Origin of the sequence: Xenorhabdus sp. TS4, assembly GCF_014467265.1 — a bacterium.
Classification (GTDB): domain Bacteria; phylum Pseudomonadota; class Gammaproteobacteria; order Enterobacterales; family Enterobacteriaceae; genus Xenorhabdus; species Xenorhabdus ehlersii.
In genome coordinates this window covers 96,550-115,556 of the sequence record NZ_NKHQ01000003.1, presented here as the reverse complement: position 1 = coordinate 115,556, position 19,007 = coordinate 96,550, and the positions used below count along the sequence as shown (strand labels likewise).

5 protein-coding genes are annotated in these 19,007 nt (G+C 45.3%); 1 reads left to right on the top strand and 4 read right to left on the bottom strand.

The features are described from left to right. Window positions 1–14,091, top strand: coding sequence for an MARTX multifunctional-autoprocessing repeats-in-toxin holotoxin RtxA (rtxA, locus tag Xets_RS23170; RefSeq protein WP_187651116.1), 14,091 nt, complete (start codon window positions 1–3; stop codon window positions 14,089–14,091). 179 nt (window positions 14,092–14,270) lie between these two features. Here the strand turns inward: rtxA and Xets_RS02535 are convergent, their stop codons facing one another. The 4 genes from Xets_RS02535 to ybfF all read right to left on the bottom strand — a co-directional run bounded on the left by Xets_RS02535 (window position 14,271) and on the right by ybfF (window position 19,005). Continuing rightward, window positions 14,271–15,809, bottom strand: coding sequence for an FAD/NAD(P)-binding protein (locus Xets_RS02535; RefSeq protein WP_187651115.1), 1,539 nt, complete (start codon window positions 15,807–15,809; stop codon window positions 14,271–14,273). A gap of 65 nt (window positions 15,810–15,874) precedes the next feature. Continuing rightward, entirely contained in the window at window positions 15,875–16,906 is a 1,032-nt protein-coding gene (locus Xets_RS02530; protein ID WP_099131125.1) for a methyltransferase, read from the bottom strand. A 392-nt stretch (window positions 16,907–17,298) separates the two neighbouring features. Continuing rightward, the gene (locus Xets_RS02525) at window positions 17,299–18,033 is read right to left on the bottom strand and encodes a class I SAM-dependent methyltransferase (protein WP_099131126.1); all 735 of its coding nucleotides are present in this window, start codon (window positions 18,031–18,033) and stop codon (window positions 17,299–17,301) included. A gap of 192 nt (window positions 18,034–18,225) precedes the next feature. Then, window positions 18,226–19,005, bottom strand: a complete 780-nt coding sequence (ybfF, locus tag Xets_RS02520) for an esterase (protein WP_099131127.1) — start codon at window positions 19,003–19,005, stop codon at window positions 18,226–18,228. Between the last annotated feature and the right edge of the window lie 2 nt (window positions 19,006–19,007).

The window sequence follows — 19,007 nt, the reverse complement described above, 5'->3', positions numbered from 1 at the left end:
ATGGGAAAGTCATCTAGCCGCAGTGCGGAATACTTCTTTACTGAGAGATACGAAGATGATGATGATGGAAACACAATACATGCCTTCGGTGTCGGTATTAATGGTGTCATTAATGCTTATGGTGGAAATGACAACATAGTTGTCGGTTCTATTAACGTGACAGTCAATACCACGTGGGGCGATGACACTATTTCGGGAGCGACTGGCTATCTGAAAGTCAATGACACGACTGGTAATCTGACAGTGAAAGGGGGTTCTGGTTTCACTTCAATCAACAAGACACAAAGTGGGCTAATCAGATTTGAGGGCGCCGCTGGTGGAGTGAAAATCAATCATACCGGAGACAAGAGTGGCATCTCTTATTCTGGCGCTGCTGGATATAATAGTATCACTCGTAAGGGCTTACAGGGTGATATTAGCTTCAAGGGAGCTGGTGCATACAACGAATTCTGGCATGAAACTAATCAGGGAAATTTCTATTTCGCTGGAGCTGGTGGCGCAAACAAGATCGATCGTACCTGGTTTAACCGTTATCAGGGTTCACGTGGTGATTTGACATTCAAGGGTGCCGGAGCTGCAAATATCATTAGCTCCCGAGTTGAGAATGGCAACATTGATTTTGAGGGGGCGGGAGCAGCCAATAATATTGTCCGTAAAGGTAAAATTGGCGACATCACATTACGTGGTGCAGGCGCATCTAACCGTGTTGAACGTATTCGTCAGGTGGATGACGTCTACTCTGAAACCCAAGGAGATATCCGGTTTGAGGGGGGGGGTGGATACAATAGCCTCTATTCCGATGTTGCACACGGTAATATCTATTTTACGGGTGTCGGCGCTTATAACGAAATTACCCGTAAAGGAACAGCCAATGATTTCAATAGTGAAGGGATAGAATACGCTAAAGCGGAAGAGGTTGTGCTGACAACGGCAACCATGAGTGGTTCATGGATTGGCAACTCCCATCAGGTGGCAGGGTTTAAATCGACGCGGGAGTTGAATACTTACCTGTTTGCGTTTGAAGATGGGACTTACACTAAAATCAACAAGGTTCAGCTCCGTAATGATCCCGAAACGGGCAAGCTGAGATACGTTTCGACCGCCTGGTATAAAGAAGGAAAGCATCTTAAGGGGTTGGAAAAACAAGATATCTCAAGGCGAGGGGGATTTAATTCAGTCGGTGAAGACGGCGCATACACGTTGTCAAACCTGACTGTTGAGCAGCGGAAACAGGTAACGGTTTATACGGTTGAGAAAAAACTGACGGAAAACCAATGGGTGAATTATGGCAATGGTGTCCAGATCGACGCGGCAGATATCACTTTATCTGATGCCAAAATGGGGGGTTATGCTATTTACCGCGATGGAACCACCGTTGATGTAAAAGCTGTCAAATCCAACCGGATGCCAAACACCTATATTTATGGTAAGCAACTTGGCAAACATACCAAGGTTGTGGTGGTTGAGCTAAGGAACGACCCAAAAACAGGAATGCTGCAATATCTTGCTCGTCCCTTATATAAAGAAGGCTACCATACAGCAAATTTGGCGAACGAAAATATCTCCCCCGCCAATGGCTACCAATATATGGGAACCGGCAGCTACTCGCTAAGTGATCTTCATTACAGTGTTAATGCTGTGCGCACAAATTCCAGTCGTGTGCCTGATATGCATGAATATAGCGATCTGGAGCTGTTCAAATCGGCAACTGGCAATGGTGACAGTTCTGGGGATATTCATTATGCCGGTGCGGGTGGTGGTAACATCATTAAATCTAACGTTACCCGTGGTAATGTCAGCTTTAAAGGTGCAGGCATTGCGAATGTGATTGAACATAGCTCTGAGTTTGGTAACACCGAATTCGATGGTGGTGGTGGGGCAAACGTCATCATCAAAAAAGGCAAAGAAGGTAACCTGAATTTCAATGGTGCTGGCATTGCCAACGTATTGCTGCACCAAAGCCAGCACGGTGATATGAATGTCAATGCGGGTGGGGCAGCAAACGTATTGGTTCGCGTTGGGGATGGCCGCTATCTTGCTCACCTTCTGGCTGTTGGCAATATCTCCATTCATAAAGGCAATGGCAACAGCCGTATCTCAATGGGTGGTGGTTTTAATACCCATACCCAAATCGGTCATGGTAATGCTTTCTGGACTGGTGTTGGTGGTGCTAATGTCCTGACCCAAATGGGGAACGGTGACGTTTCATCAATACTGGTTGGTGGCGCCAATGTTCTGACCAAAGTGGGTAAAGGCGATTTGCAGTCAGCCATGTTTGGCGGTGCCAATATAATTACCCACATTGATAATCATGATGCTTCTTATTCCGGCTCTTCAAATACATCAGCAATTGCGCTGGGCGGTGCCAACATTCTGACTAAAAAGGGCAAGGGTGATGTACAGGCTCTCATGGGCGGTGGCGGCAATGTCCTGACACATATTGGTGATGGTAAAACCACCGGTATTATGCTGGGCGGCGCGAATATCCTGACCAAAGTCGGCAATGGTGATACTACAGGTATTATGTTAGGTCTCGGTAACGTTTTGACTCATGTTGGTGATGGGCAAACGTTAGGCATTATGGGGGCAGTAGGCAACATCTTCACCAAAGTGGGTGATGGCACAACCATTGCGGCTATGATTGGTGCTGGCAATATTTTCACCCATGTCGGAGAAGGAAATGCCTGGGCGCTGATGGGGGGGAAGGGCAATATCTTCACGAAAGTTGGCAATGGTGATGCACTGGCACTGATGCTGGCATTGGGTAACGTCTACACGCATATTGGCGATGGTATGAGCGTTGCCCTGATGATCGCCAAAGGCAATATTGCGACCAAAGTCGGCAATGGTGATGCGCTGTCAGCCATGATTGGCAAAGGCAATGTCTTTACCCAGATTGGTGATGGTTCCACTTTCGCAGCCATGATTGGTGGGGCAAACGTGTTGACCAAAGTGGGTGATGATCTGACAGCGGCACTGATGGTGGGTGAAGCCAACATTTATACCCATGTCGGAAACGGCACCAGCATTGGTTTGTTTGCAGGTAAAGCCAACATCATGACGAAAGTGGGTGATGGCACAACATTGTCTGCCATGTTTGGCGAAGCCAATATTATGACCCATGTCGGTGATGGCTTGACCGGTGTATTGGCATTAGGCAAAGCCAATATTGTGACAAAAGTTGGCAATGATTTCATGGGCGTTGTGGCAGCTTCCGAAGCTAACGTGGTGACTCATGTTAATAATGAAGGCAATAGCACCACGGCAGCCTTGTTAGCGGGTAAAGGCAATATTCTGACCAAAGTGGGTGATGGAACCGCGGTCGGCCTGTTGATTTCTAAAGTCGGCAATATCATGACCCATGTTGGTGACGGCACGACGGTCGGGTTTGCGAAAGGTGAAGGCAACATTATCACCAAAGTGGGTGATGGGTTGGGCATCAATGCCGCCTGGGGCAAAGCCAATATTTTCACCCATGTTGGTGATGGTGATCGCTATAACCTCGCCAAAGGTGATGCGAATATCATTACCAAAGTTGGCGATGGTCAGGAAGTTAGTGTTGTTCAAGGGCAAGCCAATATTTTCACCCATGTTGGCAATGGTGATGACTATACCGGCGCCTGGGGTAAGGCTAACGTAATGACCAAAGTCGGCGATGGTCGCAATGTTGTGCTCACCAAGGGCGAAGCCAATATCGTGACTCAGATTGGTGATGGCGATAGTTTCAACGCGTTATGGAGCCAGGGCAATGTTGTCACCAAAGTGGGTGATGGCATACAAGTGACCGCTGCCAAAGGTAAGGGTAATATCACAACCACGGTGGGTAATGGCCTTAGCGTGACTGCGGCTCATGGCGACCTGAATATCAATACCAAAGTCGGTGATGGTGTTTCCGTCAATGTGGCTTGGGGTAAATTCAACGTCAATACTCGTGTGGGTGACGGCCTGAATGTTTCAGTTATGAAAGGCAAGGGCAATGCCAATATCCGTGTGGGTGATGGCCTGAATATCAATGCTTCTTATGCCCGTAACAACGTGGCAATTCAGGTGGGTAATGGTGATTTCTATAGCCTTGCGGTGGCGGAAAGCAATACACAGAGCAATAAACTGGATGCGCTGTTTGACAATATCAAACAGACAGTACTTGGTAGCGCCGGCAGCCAAGGCATCAATTATCTGGTAAATGGCGATGAAGCGAATACATCGGGAACCCATAAAGGACGTGGTGCCATTGAGCTGCCGGAAGTTTCCTCTCTGAATGGCTTTAAGCTGACAGAGATGGATGAAATCACTTCTGACTTGAAGGACAGTCTGAAAGGTTCTGTGACGGGTGTTGATACCCCGGATATGGGGAGTATCGAGAAGACACTCGGCAACGAAAAACACCTGAATCCAAAAAATCAGTCACGCAACTTGATCGTCAATGGTGATTTTGAGCAAGGCGCCAAGGGATGGACATACACCAATGGCATTGAAGCGAGTCATTCAGCTAAGTCATACGGCCTGAGTGCAGAAGGGCATGGCGATCGCGTCAGTGAGCTTGATGTCAAGGGTAACACGCATATCTGTCAGAATATCCAGAATTTGACAGAGGGTGAAGAAATTACCGTCAAGTTCGATTTTGCAAGACGAGTTGGCAGCTCTGCGGATAATGGGCTGGAAGTGTGGTGGAATGGCGAGTTTGTTTTTGCAGCTGCCAATGGTAAAAGCGAGTGGCAAAACAAGACACTGACCTTAACCGCCAAGGCAGGCAAAAATCTACTGGGATTTTCTGGAATCGGCTTGGGTGATGGTTTGGGTTACGTTCTGGATAACGTTTCTGCAACTTCATCATCTTATCTGTCAGACCGTGCCATTACTGACCATATGCAGCAGGATAAGGCTGCCCATAACGCCTTGCAGGATAAGGAAAAAGCAGAAGCTGGTCGCCAGCGTTTGGTTCAGGAAAAAGATAAACAACTGGCAGCGATTGCTGGCACCCAGGCACAACTGGAAGCTACCGATCTGGATATTCTGAACGCTAATGGTCAGACGCAGCGTGATGCGATCAAGGGCGAAGCCCAGGCGGTAACAGATGAACTGATGGCGAAAGTCAAAGGTTTGGAAGCGCTGGAAACCCATGCCGCCTATCATGGAGAATCAGGCCAACAATGGCGTGATCAGTTTGCTGTTGGTTTGCGGCAGCGTATTCAGTCCGAATTGAACAACGCTAGCGAAATTGCGCAAAACCAACTGGATAATTCACAAAAAGCGGCAGCGGAACATCTGGATAATATCAAGGATGCCGTCGCTAAATCAGAAGCAGGTGTACTTAAGGCTGATCAAAACCATCAACATGCTGAGCAGGATGTTGAAGAAGCGTTGATCCAAGCCAGAAACAGGGAAAAAGAAGCTCTTGATCGTGAGCTAAGGGCCAGACAAGCAGAACATGATGGCAACGTAGCAGCGCAGCAAGCAGAGCAACATGGTCAGAATGAAGTCTCCGTGGCAGACAGTAAAACTGTGCAAGTACAAAATGATGCCAAGGGTTCGAAACTGGATGGTAGCTATCAGCCGACCCGTACCGGCGCAAAAGGCAGCGGTTTGTCTGGTAAAGCCTATGAATCCCATTACTATGACGACGTTGAAAAGGCAGAAAAATCCAAGAGTAATATCAATTCTGAATTCACTGTTCAGGCAGATGGCCGATTCAGCAAAGAATTGCAAGATCTGGATAACGATCTGAGCGAACTGAACGATGCCAAAGAAGCCCTGAATCGCTTGCAGATCAATGCGGGAATACGCGCTAAAAAAGAGTCTGGCGCCTCTGCTCTGACATCTCTGCATACCGAAACATCAGTCGATCAGCCTGTCAACCAGTCCATGGATACCGTGACTGAATGGGTCAGGAATACGCCGAGAATTTCAGGATTAGATCTCAGTGGCTTGCAAGCACTGGGTGAAACTTTGGCTCAACCAGAATCCATTGATACGTCAAAAGTGTCTGCGACGGCAATAAAGGCACAAAAAGTAGCTGATGTTTATCGCTGGCTGGATAGTGACAATGGCGCTGCGACAGATAGCTACATTCCTGTCCCTGGTTTTAACCGTGTTGATGCGGATATTCCTGCTGATCTCAGACAGAAAATGGTGACCTTTGTTGAAGGCTACCTGAATGCTACGGAAAATAGCGTACCGAAAGATCAGGTTATTTCACTAGCGAAACTATTTGTTGATGCCACAATTGATTACGACTGGGATAAGCGCGTCGAATTCGTCTCAAGACTGGAAAGCTATGGCTATAGCTTCGAACCTGTACATGGCGATAAGAGCATCGTTTCATTTTGGTCTGGTAGAAACTTCAAGCAATACCGTGAAGTTCTTGATGCAGTACAGACTGATGGCAAGAAGGTAGTTTACGATATTGATGTAAAAGGTAACTCTTTTGCCATTGATCTGAACAAGACGCTGATGCGTTGGGGAGGGATATTCCTCGATTCTGACATTGCGGAACAGAAAGCCTTGCAATCGACCATTAACGCTTCGGCATACAGCAATACCGGATTCTGGAGTTCCCTCTATGCAACCGGATCACGTGATGATGTCTATGTCATTGCGGAAGGCGGATTACGTCTTGGCAACTATTTCTGGAATGTTGAATTACCTGTATTGCGTCAATTGCAGCGTGAAGGCTTGGTAGGGGAAATTCGCCTGCTGGATAAAACGGCCAAAGCATATCAAGGTATGTCACCTGAATCCATTGGACGCAGATTGACAGAAGCGGGTGTTTCTGTAAAAGCGCGTTTTGATTCACTCAGCTTTGCAGAGCAGGAAAAGCTGCTGGCATTGAACCCTGACAAGTATAAGCCGGATACATTGGTTGATCTGGATATCAAAACCAGTGCCATTGATAACCTGCTGAGCCAAGCATTGCCATTCTATGGATTGCGTACAGAACGCAATTTGTTGGTACGTGCATCTGATACTAAAGGCTTTGAAATTCGTCCGTGGCCGGGTAATAACAATGATAGTTTCAAAACTATTATGATGGAAAACCCAGAAGATTCAGCTCAGATTAAATCTATTGAGCGTTTTATTCTCGCCAACTATAACAATTACGACCAATTGCCTGATGAGTTGCATCTGGTGAAAGATCGCATTGTTTCCCACGATCATGGGCGTACCCGTATTATTGCGGAAAAAATCGACGGTAGCTGGAGCTATAAACCGAAAACTGATTTGATGTCTGTAGGGGAGTTGCGGGAAGCCGCTTACGTTAAAGGTAAGATCCTTGGTGACAGTTATCGGCATGTGTTAGATGCCCTCAGTAACTATCAAAATACTTTGCAAAACAGCAAGGATAATGACTTTGAAGCAGTGGAAAAATTAACTGATCTGCTGCACCAGGTTGAAAGTTATTTGAAGGGGCATCCAGATTCAAAACGAGTTCCTGCGTTACAAAATTTGTTGTCACAAGTGAGTGTCCGTCTGGAAGAATCGCTGGTATTAACGGAATTTACGGTGAGAAGTGGCGAAAAAGTTGCCATTAATAATGATGGTACGCCACCGCGTGACAGAGAACCGTTCAATCCAGTGACTCGTTTCCTGAACGATGAGCTTTATGGCTCCAGAGAAGATCGCCGTAATATCGATAATCACACCCAAATAATATTGGATGCGGCTGTCGCCAAAGGTGCCGCGGATAAGATCACCCTACAGGGTGAAGCCGGGCGTCTAACGGGTTATTACCATAGTGGTGCTCAAAAAGATCAGGGTGAACATAGTCCAGCGAAAAAAGTTGTACTTTTCATTCACGGTTCCGGCTCATCTGCGGAAGAACAAGCCAGCATTATCCAAAATCATTACCAAAAACAGGGTGTGGATATGTTGGCGGTGAACATGCGGGGTTATGGTTCCAGTGATGGTCATCCAAGCGAAAAAGGGCTTTATCAGGATGCCCGTACCATGCTCAGCTATTTGGTTAATGACCGTGGCATCAAGCCTGAAAATATTATTATCCATGGCTATTCCATGGGTGGGGCGGTAGCGGCGGATCTTGCCCGTTATGCAGAGCGCAACGGACAGCCAGTTTCGGGTTTGTTGCTTGACAGGCCAATGCCAAGCATGACCAAAGCGATTACCGCCCATGAAGTACCAAACCCTGCGGGGATCACGGCGGGGCTGGCTAAATTTGTTAATGGTCAGTTCTCGTTGGAGAAAAATCTGCAAGGCATCTCGAAACAGACGCCAATCATGCTATTGACCGATAATGAAGGATTGGGCAAAGAAGGGGAAAAACTGCGTGCCAAGCTGGTTGTAGCGGGTTATCAGGTATCGGGTGAACAGACCTTCTATGGCCATGAAGACAGTGGATTGATACGCCAATACGCCGATCTGATTGTCTCAACACTTTCCGAACCTAAGCGTGAAAGTGGTAGCGTGAAGGCAGGCTTGTTGGAAAAAATGGTTTACACCCTGTTTGATGTGAAATCAGGTGGAAAAGAGTTGGATAAATACTCATTCCATTTCACGCAGGGAGAGTCTCTGCTAAATAATCTTGAGAAATTGGTACCGGAAATTGGCAATGTACTCCTGACTAATGGGAATCACGTTGAGTCAAAAGAATTTCTGGAAGGCATCTGTTTTGCCTTATCTGGCCGTTACCTGATAGAAGAGCGAGTACATGGAGTCGGTGGTGGTAAAGCGTATTTATCGTGGCTGACGGATGCGGTCAAAGCCTACAATGACAATAGTGTGAATAAAAAGAGTGATATCAATTCGATTGAAGCCTCTTTGCTTAATCAGTATCGCCGCCAAAATATTGGTCCGGCAATTCAAGATCTGCTGTCAATGCAGTATAGCCAGACGCAAAATATGTCTAATTTGGTAAACCGCAGGAAAGCCAATCAAGCTTATGGCGGCAAGCTAAAAGCCAACGGGCTGACAGGAGATAGAATTGACCGCTCGATGAGCAATGATGTTGCTGGCTATGAGTCTGTCATGGAGCAACTACGCAATGTGGATAAGACGACATATATGTCCTTTATGTCTGAAGATCACGCAATGGCCGTTGTTGTGCATAAAGGGGAAAATCAAACCGTTTGGTCATTCTATGATCCTAACTTTGGTATCAAGTCATTTGATAACTATAGCGATTTTGAACACTTTATGGACTCTTTCCATAAAGGAATACTAACGGGATATCAATCCAAATTGGGTTATGAATATGTCGCCAGCAGAGAAGAAAACCAAAGTTTCTATGTTAACTACAATACGTTTGAAGATGGCACCATTACCCATTATGACGGAGTCTGGAAACAGGCGCGTGCAGGTGAACAACAGTACGTATTGCGTGCACTGAAAGAGCAGGGTAAGGCATTTAAGCTGGGTTCAAATGTCACAGGACGAGTGGTTGATTACGGTAACGATGCCGTGACGTTAGAAGTGACAACGAAGAAAGGTGAGAAAGTCCTGGTTGAAGTTGAAAGTAACAATTTCAGGCAGGCGGCTAACCTTGTGCAGTCGAATATCGATAAAGTCGTTGCTAATTCGGAAAATGGTAAATTTACACTCAAAGCGTCGGCGGAAAATATTACCAAACAACCAAATGCAGGGCAGAGTGCGACTGATGCGTTTGATGTGAAACCTCAGTCTGATGAATCAAAAGTACTCAAAGGTATCAAGAGCGACCTGAAACGTTACGGCGAAGCACTAAAACCACAGTCATCCAGCCCAGGTAAAAAACCGAAAGATATTCGCACAACGGAGGATTTTTTAGCCGGCTACAAGCAGGGTCATGCGGAGCAGGTGGTGAATGGCTTCCGTCCAAACATGAATATCAAGCAATTGGTAGATTTGCTGGTTAAAGGTAACTGGAGTCCAGAACAAAAAGGGGCTTTGGCCTGGGAAATTGAAAGCCGCGCCTTAAAAGTCACCTTCCAGCCAAGAGCTGAGAAATACAATCGCTTGTTCCGTGATGTCGCTTCAACGGGCATTGCTGATACTAAGGCAAGCGAACAACTGGCACCACAGTTGTTATTGTTGAATCTGTCAAATGATGGTTTTGGCGGACGTTGTGATCCATTATCGAAACTGGTTCTGGTTGCGAAACAACTTGAAAATGATGGTCAGGATGGTGTTGCCCGTCAATTGCTGGAAAAAATGTATTCTTCGGCGGCTGTACTTAGTAATCCAGATCTGTATTCTGCAACTGAGCGCGCCAACGCGGATAAGCTGTTGGGCTCTTTAGCAGCACTGCATGCCAAGAACCCGATGGCAGACACATTTATCAAAGTGTGGAAAGAGAAACTGGAAGACACGAAAGCACTGACAGTAGATGGCGTGATCCAGAGAATTACCGCTGGCAATACAGAAGATAAACCCGTGTTGCTTGAACTGGATGGACCAGACCATGCAATGGCGGCGTGGGCCAAAGGAAATAGTGAGGATCGTGTTTATGGTTTCTATGATCCAAACGTGGGGATTGTTGAATTTTCGTCAGCGGAGAAGTTTAGTGCTTACGTGACGCGTTTCTTCGGTGAATCCGATCTGAATATGGCACAAAGCTACAGGTTGCCGAAGAACGCAGCAGGGGAAAGTGTTTTCGAGCGTGTAGCAGTCATTGATGGTGAGGTTTTGGCAACTTATCGTCCAAGAGCGGCTGATAAAATCACTATGCGAGACATGTTAGAACTGCCGGTATTTGATGATACCTCAATCAAGAAACCGATAGGGATTGATGCGGCTGATGGTGTAAAAAAACCATTAAGTGATAACTCGCTGGAAAGCCATATGCACGTGAATAACCAAGATGTTAATTCTTGGGAAGATATTGCGGTCAAACCACAGCCTGAAGGTGGCGATAGCCGCTTTGCTGGTCAGGTTATTATCCAGACAGAAAATGATCCTGTGGTTGCGGAAGCCGCTGCGAACTTGGCGGGTAAGCACCCGGATTCCAGTGTGATCGTTCAGCTTGATGCCAACGGTCAATATCGCGTGGTGTATGGTGATCCGGCTGTTTTGTCCGATAAATTACAGTCCGGCAAATTACGCTGGCAGATTGTTGGGCATGGACGTGAAGAGTTAGCGCAGAATCATACGCGCATGAGCGGTTACAGTGCGGATGAACTGGCCTTGAAACTGAAACAGTTCCGTACTGATTTCAAACAGGTGGGGAGGCCAGATCATATCAGCCTCGTGGGTTGTTCTCTGATAGGCGATGATAACCGCAATGGTTTCGCCCATCACTTTATTTCGGAACTGGATAAGCTGGGTATCCGTACCACCGTATCGGCGCGCAGCAGTGAGGTTGCGGTAGACAGTATTGGCCGTAAATACACCAAAGATGCGCAGGAACAGTGGGTACACAAACTCACGGATAATAAGCTCGTGTTGGGGTGGAATGACAAAGGTGAATTGGAAAGTCACTCTGAACGTGTTCGCCGTGGTATCGCTGAAAATGACATCAACTTATCCCGCGTGGGTCAGACTGAGGTTGCTGCAAAAGCGCAAGGCGCTATTGCGGACAATGCCGAGACATTCCATGCGCCAAAACAACGTGATACGGCAGATAACCATTCAACAGTAGTATCATCAAATAACCAGCTGAGTTATTCCGGTAATATTCAGGTACAAGCTGGTGATGGTGAGTTTACGGTCATTAACTGGGGAACCACCAATGTAGGTATCAAGGTCGGTACAGGCGGCTTTAAGTCCATGGCCTTTGGTGATAACAATGTGATGGTCCACATTGGTGAGGGTAACAGCAAACACAGTGTTGATATTGCCGGTTATCAGGCATTGGAAGGAGCACAACTGTTTGTAGGCAACCGCAACATCAGTTTCAACATAGGACGCAGTAATGATCTGATCGTCATGCTGGAAAAATCCATTCCGACACCACCGTTGGTTAACCCATTTGACGGTGCAGCACGCATTTCTGGTGTATTGCAAAACATTGCCGGATCGTTTAACTCACCGGACTGGTTAGCTACACAAAACCAGCAATGGACATTGGAAAGTGCGAAGAAATATGTCAGTGATCTGTCCGGTCTCGATTTAACCAGCAGTGTAGACTATAAAACCCTGACAGATCTCGACTCGCAAAATGAACGTAGCAGCCGTGGCCTGAAAAATGATCTCGAAAGCACATTGAACAAGAAATACAACCAATGGCTGAGTGGAAATGGCAATACTCCTGAAATGGGCAAAATCAGTCGGGCGGATAAGTTCCGTCAAGCGAATGAAAAACTGGCCTTTAACTTTGCCGTTGGTGGGCAGGGTGCTGATATTCAGGTAACGGCGGGTAACTGGAACTTTATGTTCGGTGACAATATTCAGTCGATTCTGGATACCAACCTGGGATCGCTGTTCGGCTTGATGACGCAGGAATATACCTCAACGGGGATGGCAAAAACCACGTTTACCTTTAGCCCAACGGACTTGCCTCGTCAGCTCAAAAATAAATTGTTGGGGGATCTGGCAGGCGTCAACGCGGATACCACGCTGGCAGATATCTTTGGCGTAGATTATACCCCGAAAGGTGATATTGTCTCCCGTTCAGGCCAGCCTGTTGATGGTGTCGCTATTCTGCGTCAAATGCTGGAAATCATCGGTGAATTCAGTAGTGATCAACTGCAAGCCTTCACTGATCAAGAAAAACTACTCGATAGTCTGAAAGCTAGCTTGAATATGGGGGCTGATGGTGTGAGATCTTTTGCTGAAAGCCACGGCCTGAAAGCAAAAGCACCTGATGAAAGTCAGGAAGGGCATGTATCCATCAGCAAAGGGGATGAATCAACACCGGAAACAGCAGATGTACAGGCAGATCGCCCCGTTGGTTTGACTTCCCTGAACCTGCCAAACCTGTTTGCAACGCTGTTCAATCAGGATAAGCAGGCCGAGATGAAATCGCTGGTCACTAACCTGAAAAAGAACCTGACAGCTGATCTGTTGAACATAGAGGATAAAACCTTCGACTTCCTGCGTAACAGCGGCCATCTGCAAGGAGACGGTGATATTCACGTTTCCCTTGGTAACTACAACTTTAACTGGGGGGGTGATGGTAAAGATCTCGGTGCGTATCTGGGCGATAACAACAACGTCTGGGGCGGCCGTGGTGACGACGTCTTCTATTCCGTAGGAACCTCGAATATTTTCACCGGCGGCCAGGGTAATGATGTGGGTGTTATGATGGGGCGTGAAAACATGATGTTTGGCGGTGCGGGCAACGATGTTGCGGTATTGGCTGGACGGATTAACTACGCCTATATGGGAAGTGGCGATGATCAGGCCTTTGTCTTTGGTGAAGGTGGCATGGTTGATGGCGGCAAGGGACGCGACTATATCGTGGCTTCCGGCAACTTTAACCGCATTGATGCGGGAGAAGATCAGGATTACGTTGTAGCCATTGGTAATAATAACCGAGTGGATTTAGGCGAAGGTAACGACTTTGCGACAGTATTCGGTAACTATAACCAGATCGATGGTAATGTGGGCAACAATGCCATCAAACTGATGGGTTATCACGCTATCATCAATGGTGGTACAGGTAATGATCACCTGATTGCCGATGTGGTATCTAAGTTCAGCCAGCTTAACGGCGGTGATGGTGATGATCTGCTGATACTGGGCGGATACCAAAACCGCTTCAAGGGTGGCACGGGCGTGAATAGCTTTGTGGTCAGCGGTGATGTGATTGATAACGTAGTTGAAGATATCAAGCAAGGTGACAAGATTATTTTCAATGATATCAATGGGCAAAACCTGTGGTTACAACGCAGCGGTTACGACTTGGTGCTGTTGACCCAGCGTAATGTCAAAGATACCTCTGCACAGGGGCAGTTTGAGGCAATGGGTTCTGTGACGTTCAACGACTATTTCAATGGTAACCGTGCGGATATCATCACCCAAATGGGGGATAAAGATACACAGGGCGAGCGTGAATATACGGTACTTTCTGCCAATGCGGTAGATTCTCTGGTGCAGGCTATGAGTGGATTCGCGCCTAATATGGGAGACAGCGGCTTTATTGATTCGCTTGATAGTAAAACGAAGTCAACCATTATGACGGCGTGGTCTGATACCATAAACGGGAAATCTAAACTTGCCTGATAGTTTTATTAACTGATCTTGATTAATAAATGGCCCATGAATGTGGGCCATTTTTCAATTAACGTGTTATCGGGATTTACGTTATCCATCTATGATTGCTTGTAAGATGGCTTGCCTCTTTTGTAACTTCTTCGGGATCTTCCTTTTTCACTGTCGTAGCTTGGGTGGAACGGTTAAAATTATGTGCTTATTTCCAGCTCTTTTTCGGTATTGCCGATAGTTGATGTGACTTGAACATCTAATTTCAGCATACTTTTAATAACCAGATTCGCTACATTTGCGACCACGAAGAGGGCATTAGGTACCCATAACCGCTTATGCGCAGGCGTTCCGACAAACCAAATACTTTCTTTTTCCTTAAAGTCAGGAGGGATGACTCCCATTTCTGGCGAGATCGATATGGCGCGTTCTGAACGCTGGCCGTGAGTATCAATCTCAAGTATCCCATCCTCGTCAAGGATAAAGTCAGGTTGGTGATAACCAACAGCAGCGACAATCGCATCAAATGGTTGATAATCCTGCCCTAAGTTGACTAACCAGGTATTTGCCTCTCCTTCTTCTATAACAACATTTAGAATTTCTCCTTTCTGAATGAGCAGAGAACCACTATCCATATAGTGCAGAAGTTTCTGTGCATTGGGCAAAGCAATGGCGGTGATATATCGATGAAGCATTTTTTCGAAGTTGGGATGAAATGAACCGCCAAAATAGGTGTTATCATTTAAATGCACTTCGTTAACGACATACACGAAATTGACTATCATATCTTGCCATTGACTCTTCCCTTGCTCGGCAATAGCGATTTCTTCACGCAGACGTTCCCGACAACTATTGGCATTAGAAAACTGTTCTCGCCAGGGTATTTTTGTGTATTTTTTGAGTGCACGGTAGAAATATTTTAGATACGCGTGCTTCAATGAGTCAGGAAAAAAATGGGTCAATTGATTCCCCTGACGGTTCATTATCGACATTGTATTTTTATGCTCAAAGAAGGTTCCAGGGCTTTTTACAAGCCGCGAACGGACAGCGGGAATATCTCCTGATGGCGAAATCATGGTGACGCTATGGCCTTCACGACAGAGAAGAATAGCCGCATCGATTGCTGCAAGTTTACTGCCGATAACCAATACCCGCGATTGCGGGGGTATTCTGGCTAACATCTCTTTCTCTGGATAGGGGCTGTGGATAAAAGTTGGGCGAGTCAAGTGGGGTTTCAACACCTCAGGGAGCCGAGAAGCACCTAAGCCTGTACAGAAAATGACATCAGTCACTTCCAGTGATTGAGGTGTCAAGCTATCACCATGCCAGAGTGTGTAACAACGATGTGGATTGACCTTCAACCCCCTAAATAAATGGGGCATATGGAAAACATCGATTCCTGTTTTGAGAGCAATAGTGCTAAATTCCAGAAATCTTTGATTCAGATAGTTTCCTACCCACTGCCGCGGCACGAAAGATTCCGGTGTAACGATATGGCCGTGTTTATGCAAATAATCCAGAAAGTCCAGAGGATTATCAGCCACGACTGACATGGTATCGATCGAAGTATTGCAGAGTACATCGCCATCCAAATTGAAAAAGGCCATTCCTGGGCCAACCGGCCCAGGTTCAATAACATAAATGATTTGCGCTGCACGATGTTGCACTGCTGCGATGAATGTCGCCACCCCAGCAGCCCCGCCTCCGACAATGGCAAGACTTCTTTTGTGAAAGGACATTACTATTTCCTCAATATATTGTGAAAATAAGGAAGTTTTACCTGGCTGACTTAATGCGCAGGAACTCATTCGGCAATGGCTTCAACAATCGAAATGTGACAGCCTGTATCAATGACACGATTGAGTTTTAAGCCTGCGTTAGCCAACAATTGTCGTAGTTCATCCTCTGTGCGTTCACGTCCTTCTTCGTAGATCCCCATACAGAGAAGATCCATTTCTTTACCTGCATGTGAAACGTTGCCATTAGGGATCACAGGGTCCATTACCAATATTCGTCCATCAGGGGACATCGCTTGTCGGCAGTTACGTAGAATTTGTATACATTGTTCATCAGACCAGTCGTGCATAATGTACTTGAGCAGATATATATCGCCCTGAGGACATGACTCGAAAAAGTCGCCAGAAGTAATCTCCCACCGCGTATCATCACCTAGCGCGCCAAGTTCATGTCTGGCGAGTACGTGTGGTTGGTCGAAAAGAACCCCTCGCAGGGTTGTATTAGCCTGTAATACTTCTAATAACAGGCTACCAAACCCGCCAGCTATATCGACAACTGTTGCGTTTTTCGGGAAATCATAACTGTGCACGAGAAACAAATTTTCCACTTTAGACATTGAGGACATACCGACGTGAAAATCATCAGTCTGCGTGTCCGTCTGCGCCCAATAATCAAAGAAAGGAAGTCCGTAGAGGTGTTTGAAGGCAGGATTGCCGCGGACGCTTTCTACAATCTCACCAAGAGGTTGCCAAAATGTCCGGTCAGTCATCATCAATACTGCGGCTCGGAGGGAATGGTGTGTGTCTTTGCGCAGAAACTCTGCGGCTGGAGTGAGTGAAAACCATTTATCTTCGGTTTCATGAAAGATATTCCGTGTGGCAAGCAGCCGCAGAACTCGGTGTAACTGCTGCTCTTGGGCTCCGACAGTTTTGGCGAGTTCATGCACTGTTTTTGGCCCATTGCTTAAATGATCGGCTACACCGAGAACCGTGGCAGCACGAAGTGCCGCTTGATAGGTATACCCCATTGTTTGATTAAGTAAATGTAAAGCTGCTGATGTGTAATTAGAAATTGCTGTGTTATTATTTAAAATGTTCATATAGATCTCATTTATAATATAATTATTAAAATAAAAATTAAAGAAACATAAGTTACCTTATTATTTCAATTATATTATTAATCAGAAAATTGTTCATTTTTCAACCACAAAAAATCTTATACGGAAGTATATTGTTATAATGATTATTATTAATAAGGATGATGAATAAGGTTGTTTTTACGAGAAGGTTATGCTGTGTTTGTAGTGAGAATTTTTAGGGGGTATATTTATTAAATAGCACAATAGAAAAATACATTAAGGTATAATAAAAACGCTATCATAAATAACATCAGTAATTTATATTATTTGCGTAATGAAATTTTTTGTTAGTTTGATAGCATATAAAAATATTTCATAAAGTACCCCCCTAAAAACCGTGGGGGATTATTTTGTTAGAGTTGACAAACAAGGGCTGCATCAATGCTATTTCTTTGAAAATCATCCCAAAAACCTGGTGGATAACTTTCAATATCGCTCTCCAGTAGCATGGGTTTATGCCATTCAAATTTTAATCCCGCCTTAGTGATTGCATCCTTATATTGTTCACGGCTCCAACGATGCATAGTAAAAGGGCTGGGTGGGGTAGTAAGAAATTCAGCCCTCACAAGAGTTGTATCTTTCACTGGCTCTTCACTTAGAACCTTTATGCAATAATTTTCATAGTTCCCTTTTTCTAAACGATAATCAGGTTCAAATGTATAAGCGATGAGTTTACCGGAAGGTTTAAGATGATCTGCAATTACACGAAACATACTTTCAAGTTGTTCAAGTGTTTCCGCATGGCAAAATAACCAGGCGGCAACTATCAGATCAAATTTGCCAAATGACTCCATTTTGTTGACATCTCTGATATGAAATTCTATGTCGTCGCCATATTGTTGCGATTTGTTTTTAGCAATTTCTATCATCTTATCTGATATATCAATACCAATAACTTTTGAAGCGCCGCGATTTCTGAATTCCCGACTAAATAAGCCATATCCACATCCTAAATCTAACATCGATTTTCCTTTTACATCCCCTGCCAGATTTAAGAGGGTACGAGTGACTATTTTGATTTGAGCACTAGAGTCTGAGAAATCTTCGTAAAGATGTGCAATGGGATTATATAAGATGTTATCTTTCATAATTCTTTGTCCTTAATTAAAGTCAAGATGTTTTATTTATCTGTAGGATATATTATTTAATATTGGTGTGATGATTACTAATTGCTTTTTTATTTTTTACATATTAAGGTGCCAGTAATGAATTGGATATAATTATTTTTATATTAACTCTTTATTTTATCAACCCATATTCAGATGGGTTGATATCCATAATTATTTTGTGTCTAAAAAGCGATGAATTGCCCTGAGTACAGCTTCAGGTTTTTCTGCATGTACCCAATGCCCACAACCAGCTACAACCCATGCTGTTGCTTGTGGAAATTGGTTGATAATATCTTCCCGATATTCTTCAGTAATATAATCTGAATTTCCACCACGGATAAACAGGGCGGGTTCATACCATGCAGGAATAGTTTCCCAGCCGATAATTTTTTCGTACTCTTTTTGCAAAACGGATAAGTTGAATTTCCATTCCCCTTGACGGAATGATTTCAGTAAAAATTGAATAACACCCTCTTCCCGAATATCCTGGTGCATAATATCTGCTGCTGCTTGTCGGGTTTGTACACCGGCGGTCGTGACTTTGTTCAGTGCTGCGAAAATGCTGTCATGGCGGCGAACCGGGTAAGCGACAGGAGCCATATCAATCACCACGATTTTTTCAATCCGTTCTGGCGCAATAGCTGTCATGGTCATGGCGATTTTGCCACCCATGGAATGCCCAATAATAATGGCGTTGGGCACACTTAGCTCATCAAGCAGTGTCAGGACATCCTGTGCCATATCGTGATAATCCATATTTTCCATACGTGGTGAAAGACCGTGGTTACGTACATCGATTTGAATCACCGAATAATGTTGCTGTAAATCACGCCCCAATACTCCCAAATTGTTTAAATCTCCAAAAAGCCCATGAATCAAGACAATGGGAGTTGAAGATTGCGGATTTTCTACAGTGTGAAGATGATAATTTAATTGACGATTTGATTTCATGA

Excerpts from the sequence above, each read along its gene's own strand:
- rtxA (WP_187651116.1), top strand. The coding sequence starts at position 1 with ATGGGAAAGTCATCTAGCCGCAGTGCGGAATACTTCTTTACTGAGAGA.
- Xets_RS02535 (WP_187651115.1), bottom strand. The coding sequence starts at position 15,809 with ATGTCCTTTCACAAAAGAAGTCTTGCCATTGTCGGAGGCGGGGCTGCT.
- Xets_RS02530 (WP_099131125.1), bottom strand. The coding sequence starts at position 16,906 with ATGAACATTTTAAATAATAACACAGCAATTTCTAATTACACATCAGCA.
- Xets_RS02525 (WP_099131126.1), bottom strand. The coding sequence starts at position 18,033 with ATGAAAGATAACATCTTATATAATCCCATTGCACATCTTTACGAAGAT.
- ybfF (WP_099131127.1), bottom strand. The coding sequence starts at position 19,005 with ATGAAATCAAATCGTCAATTAAATTATCATCTTCACACTGTAGAAAAT.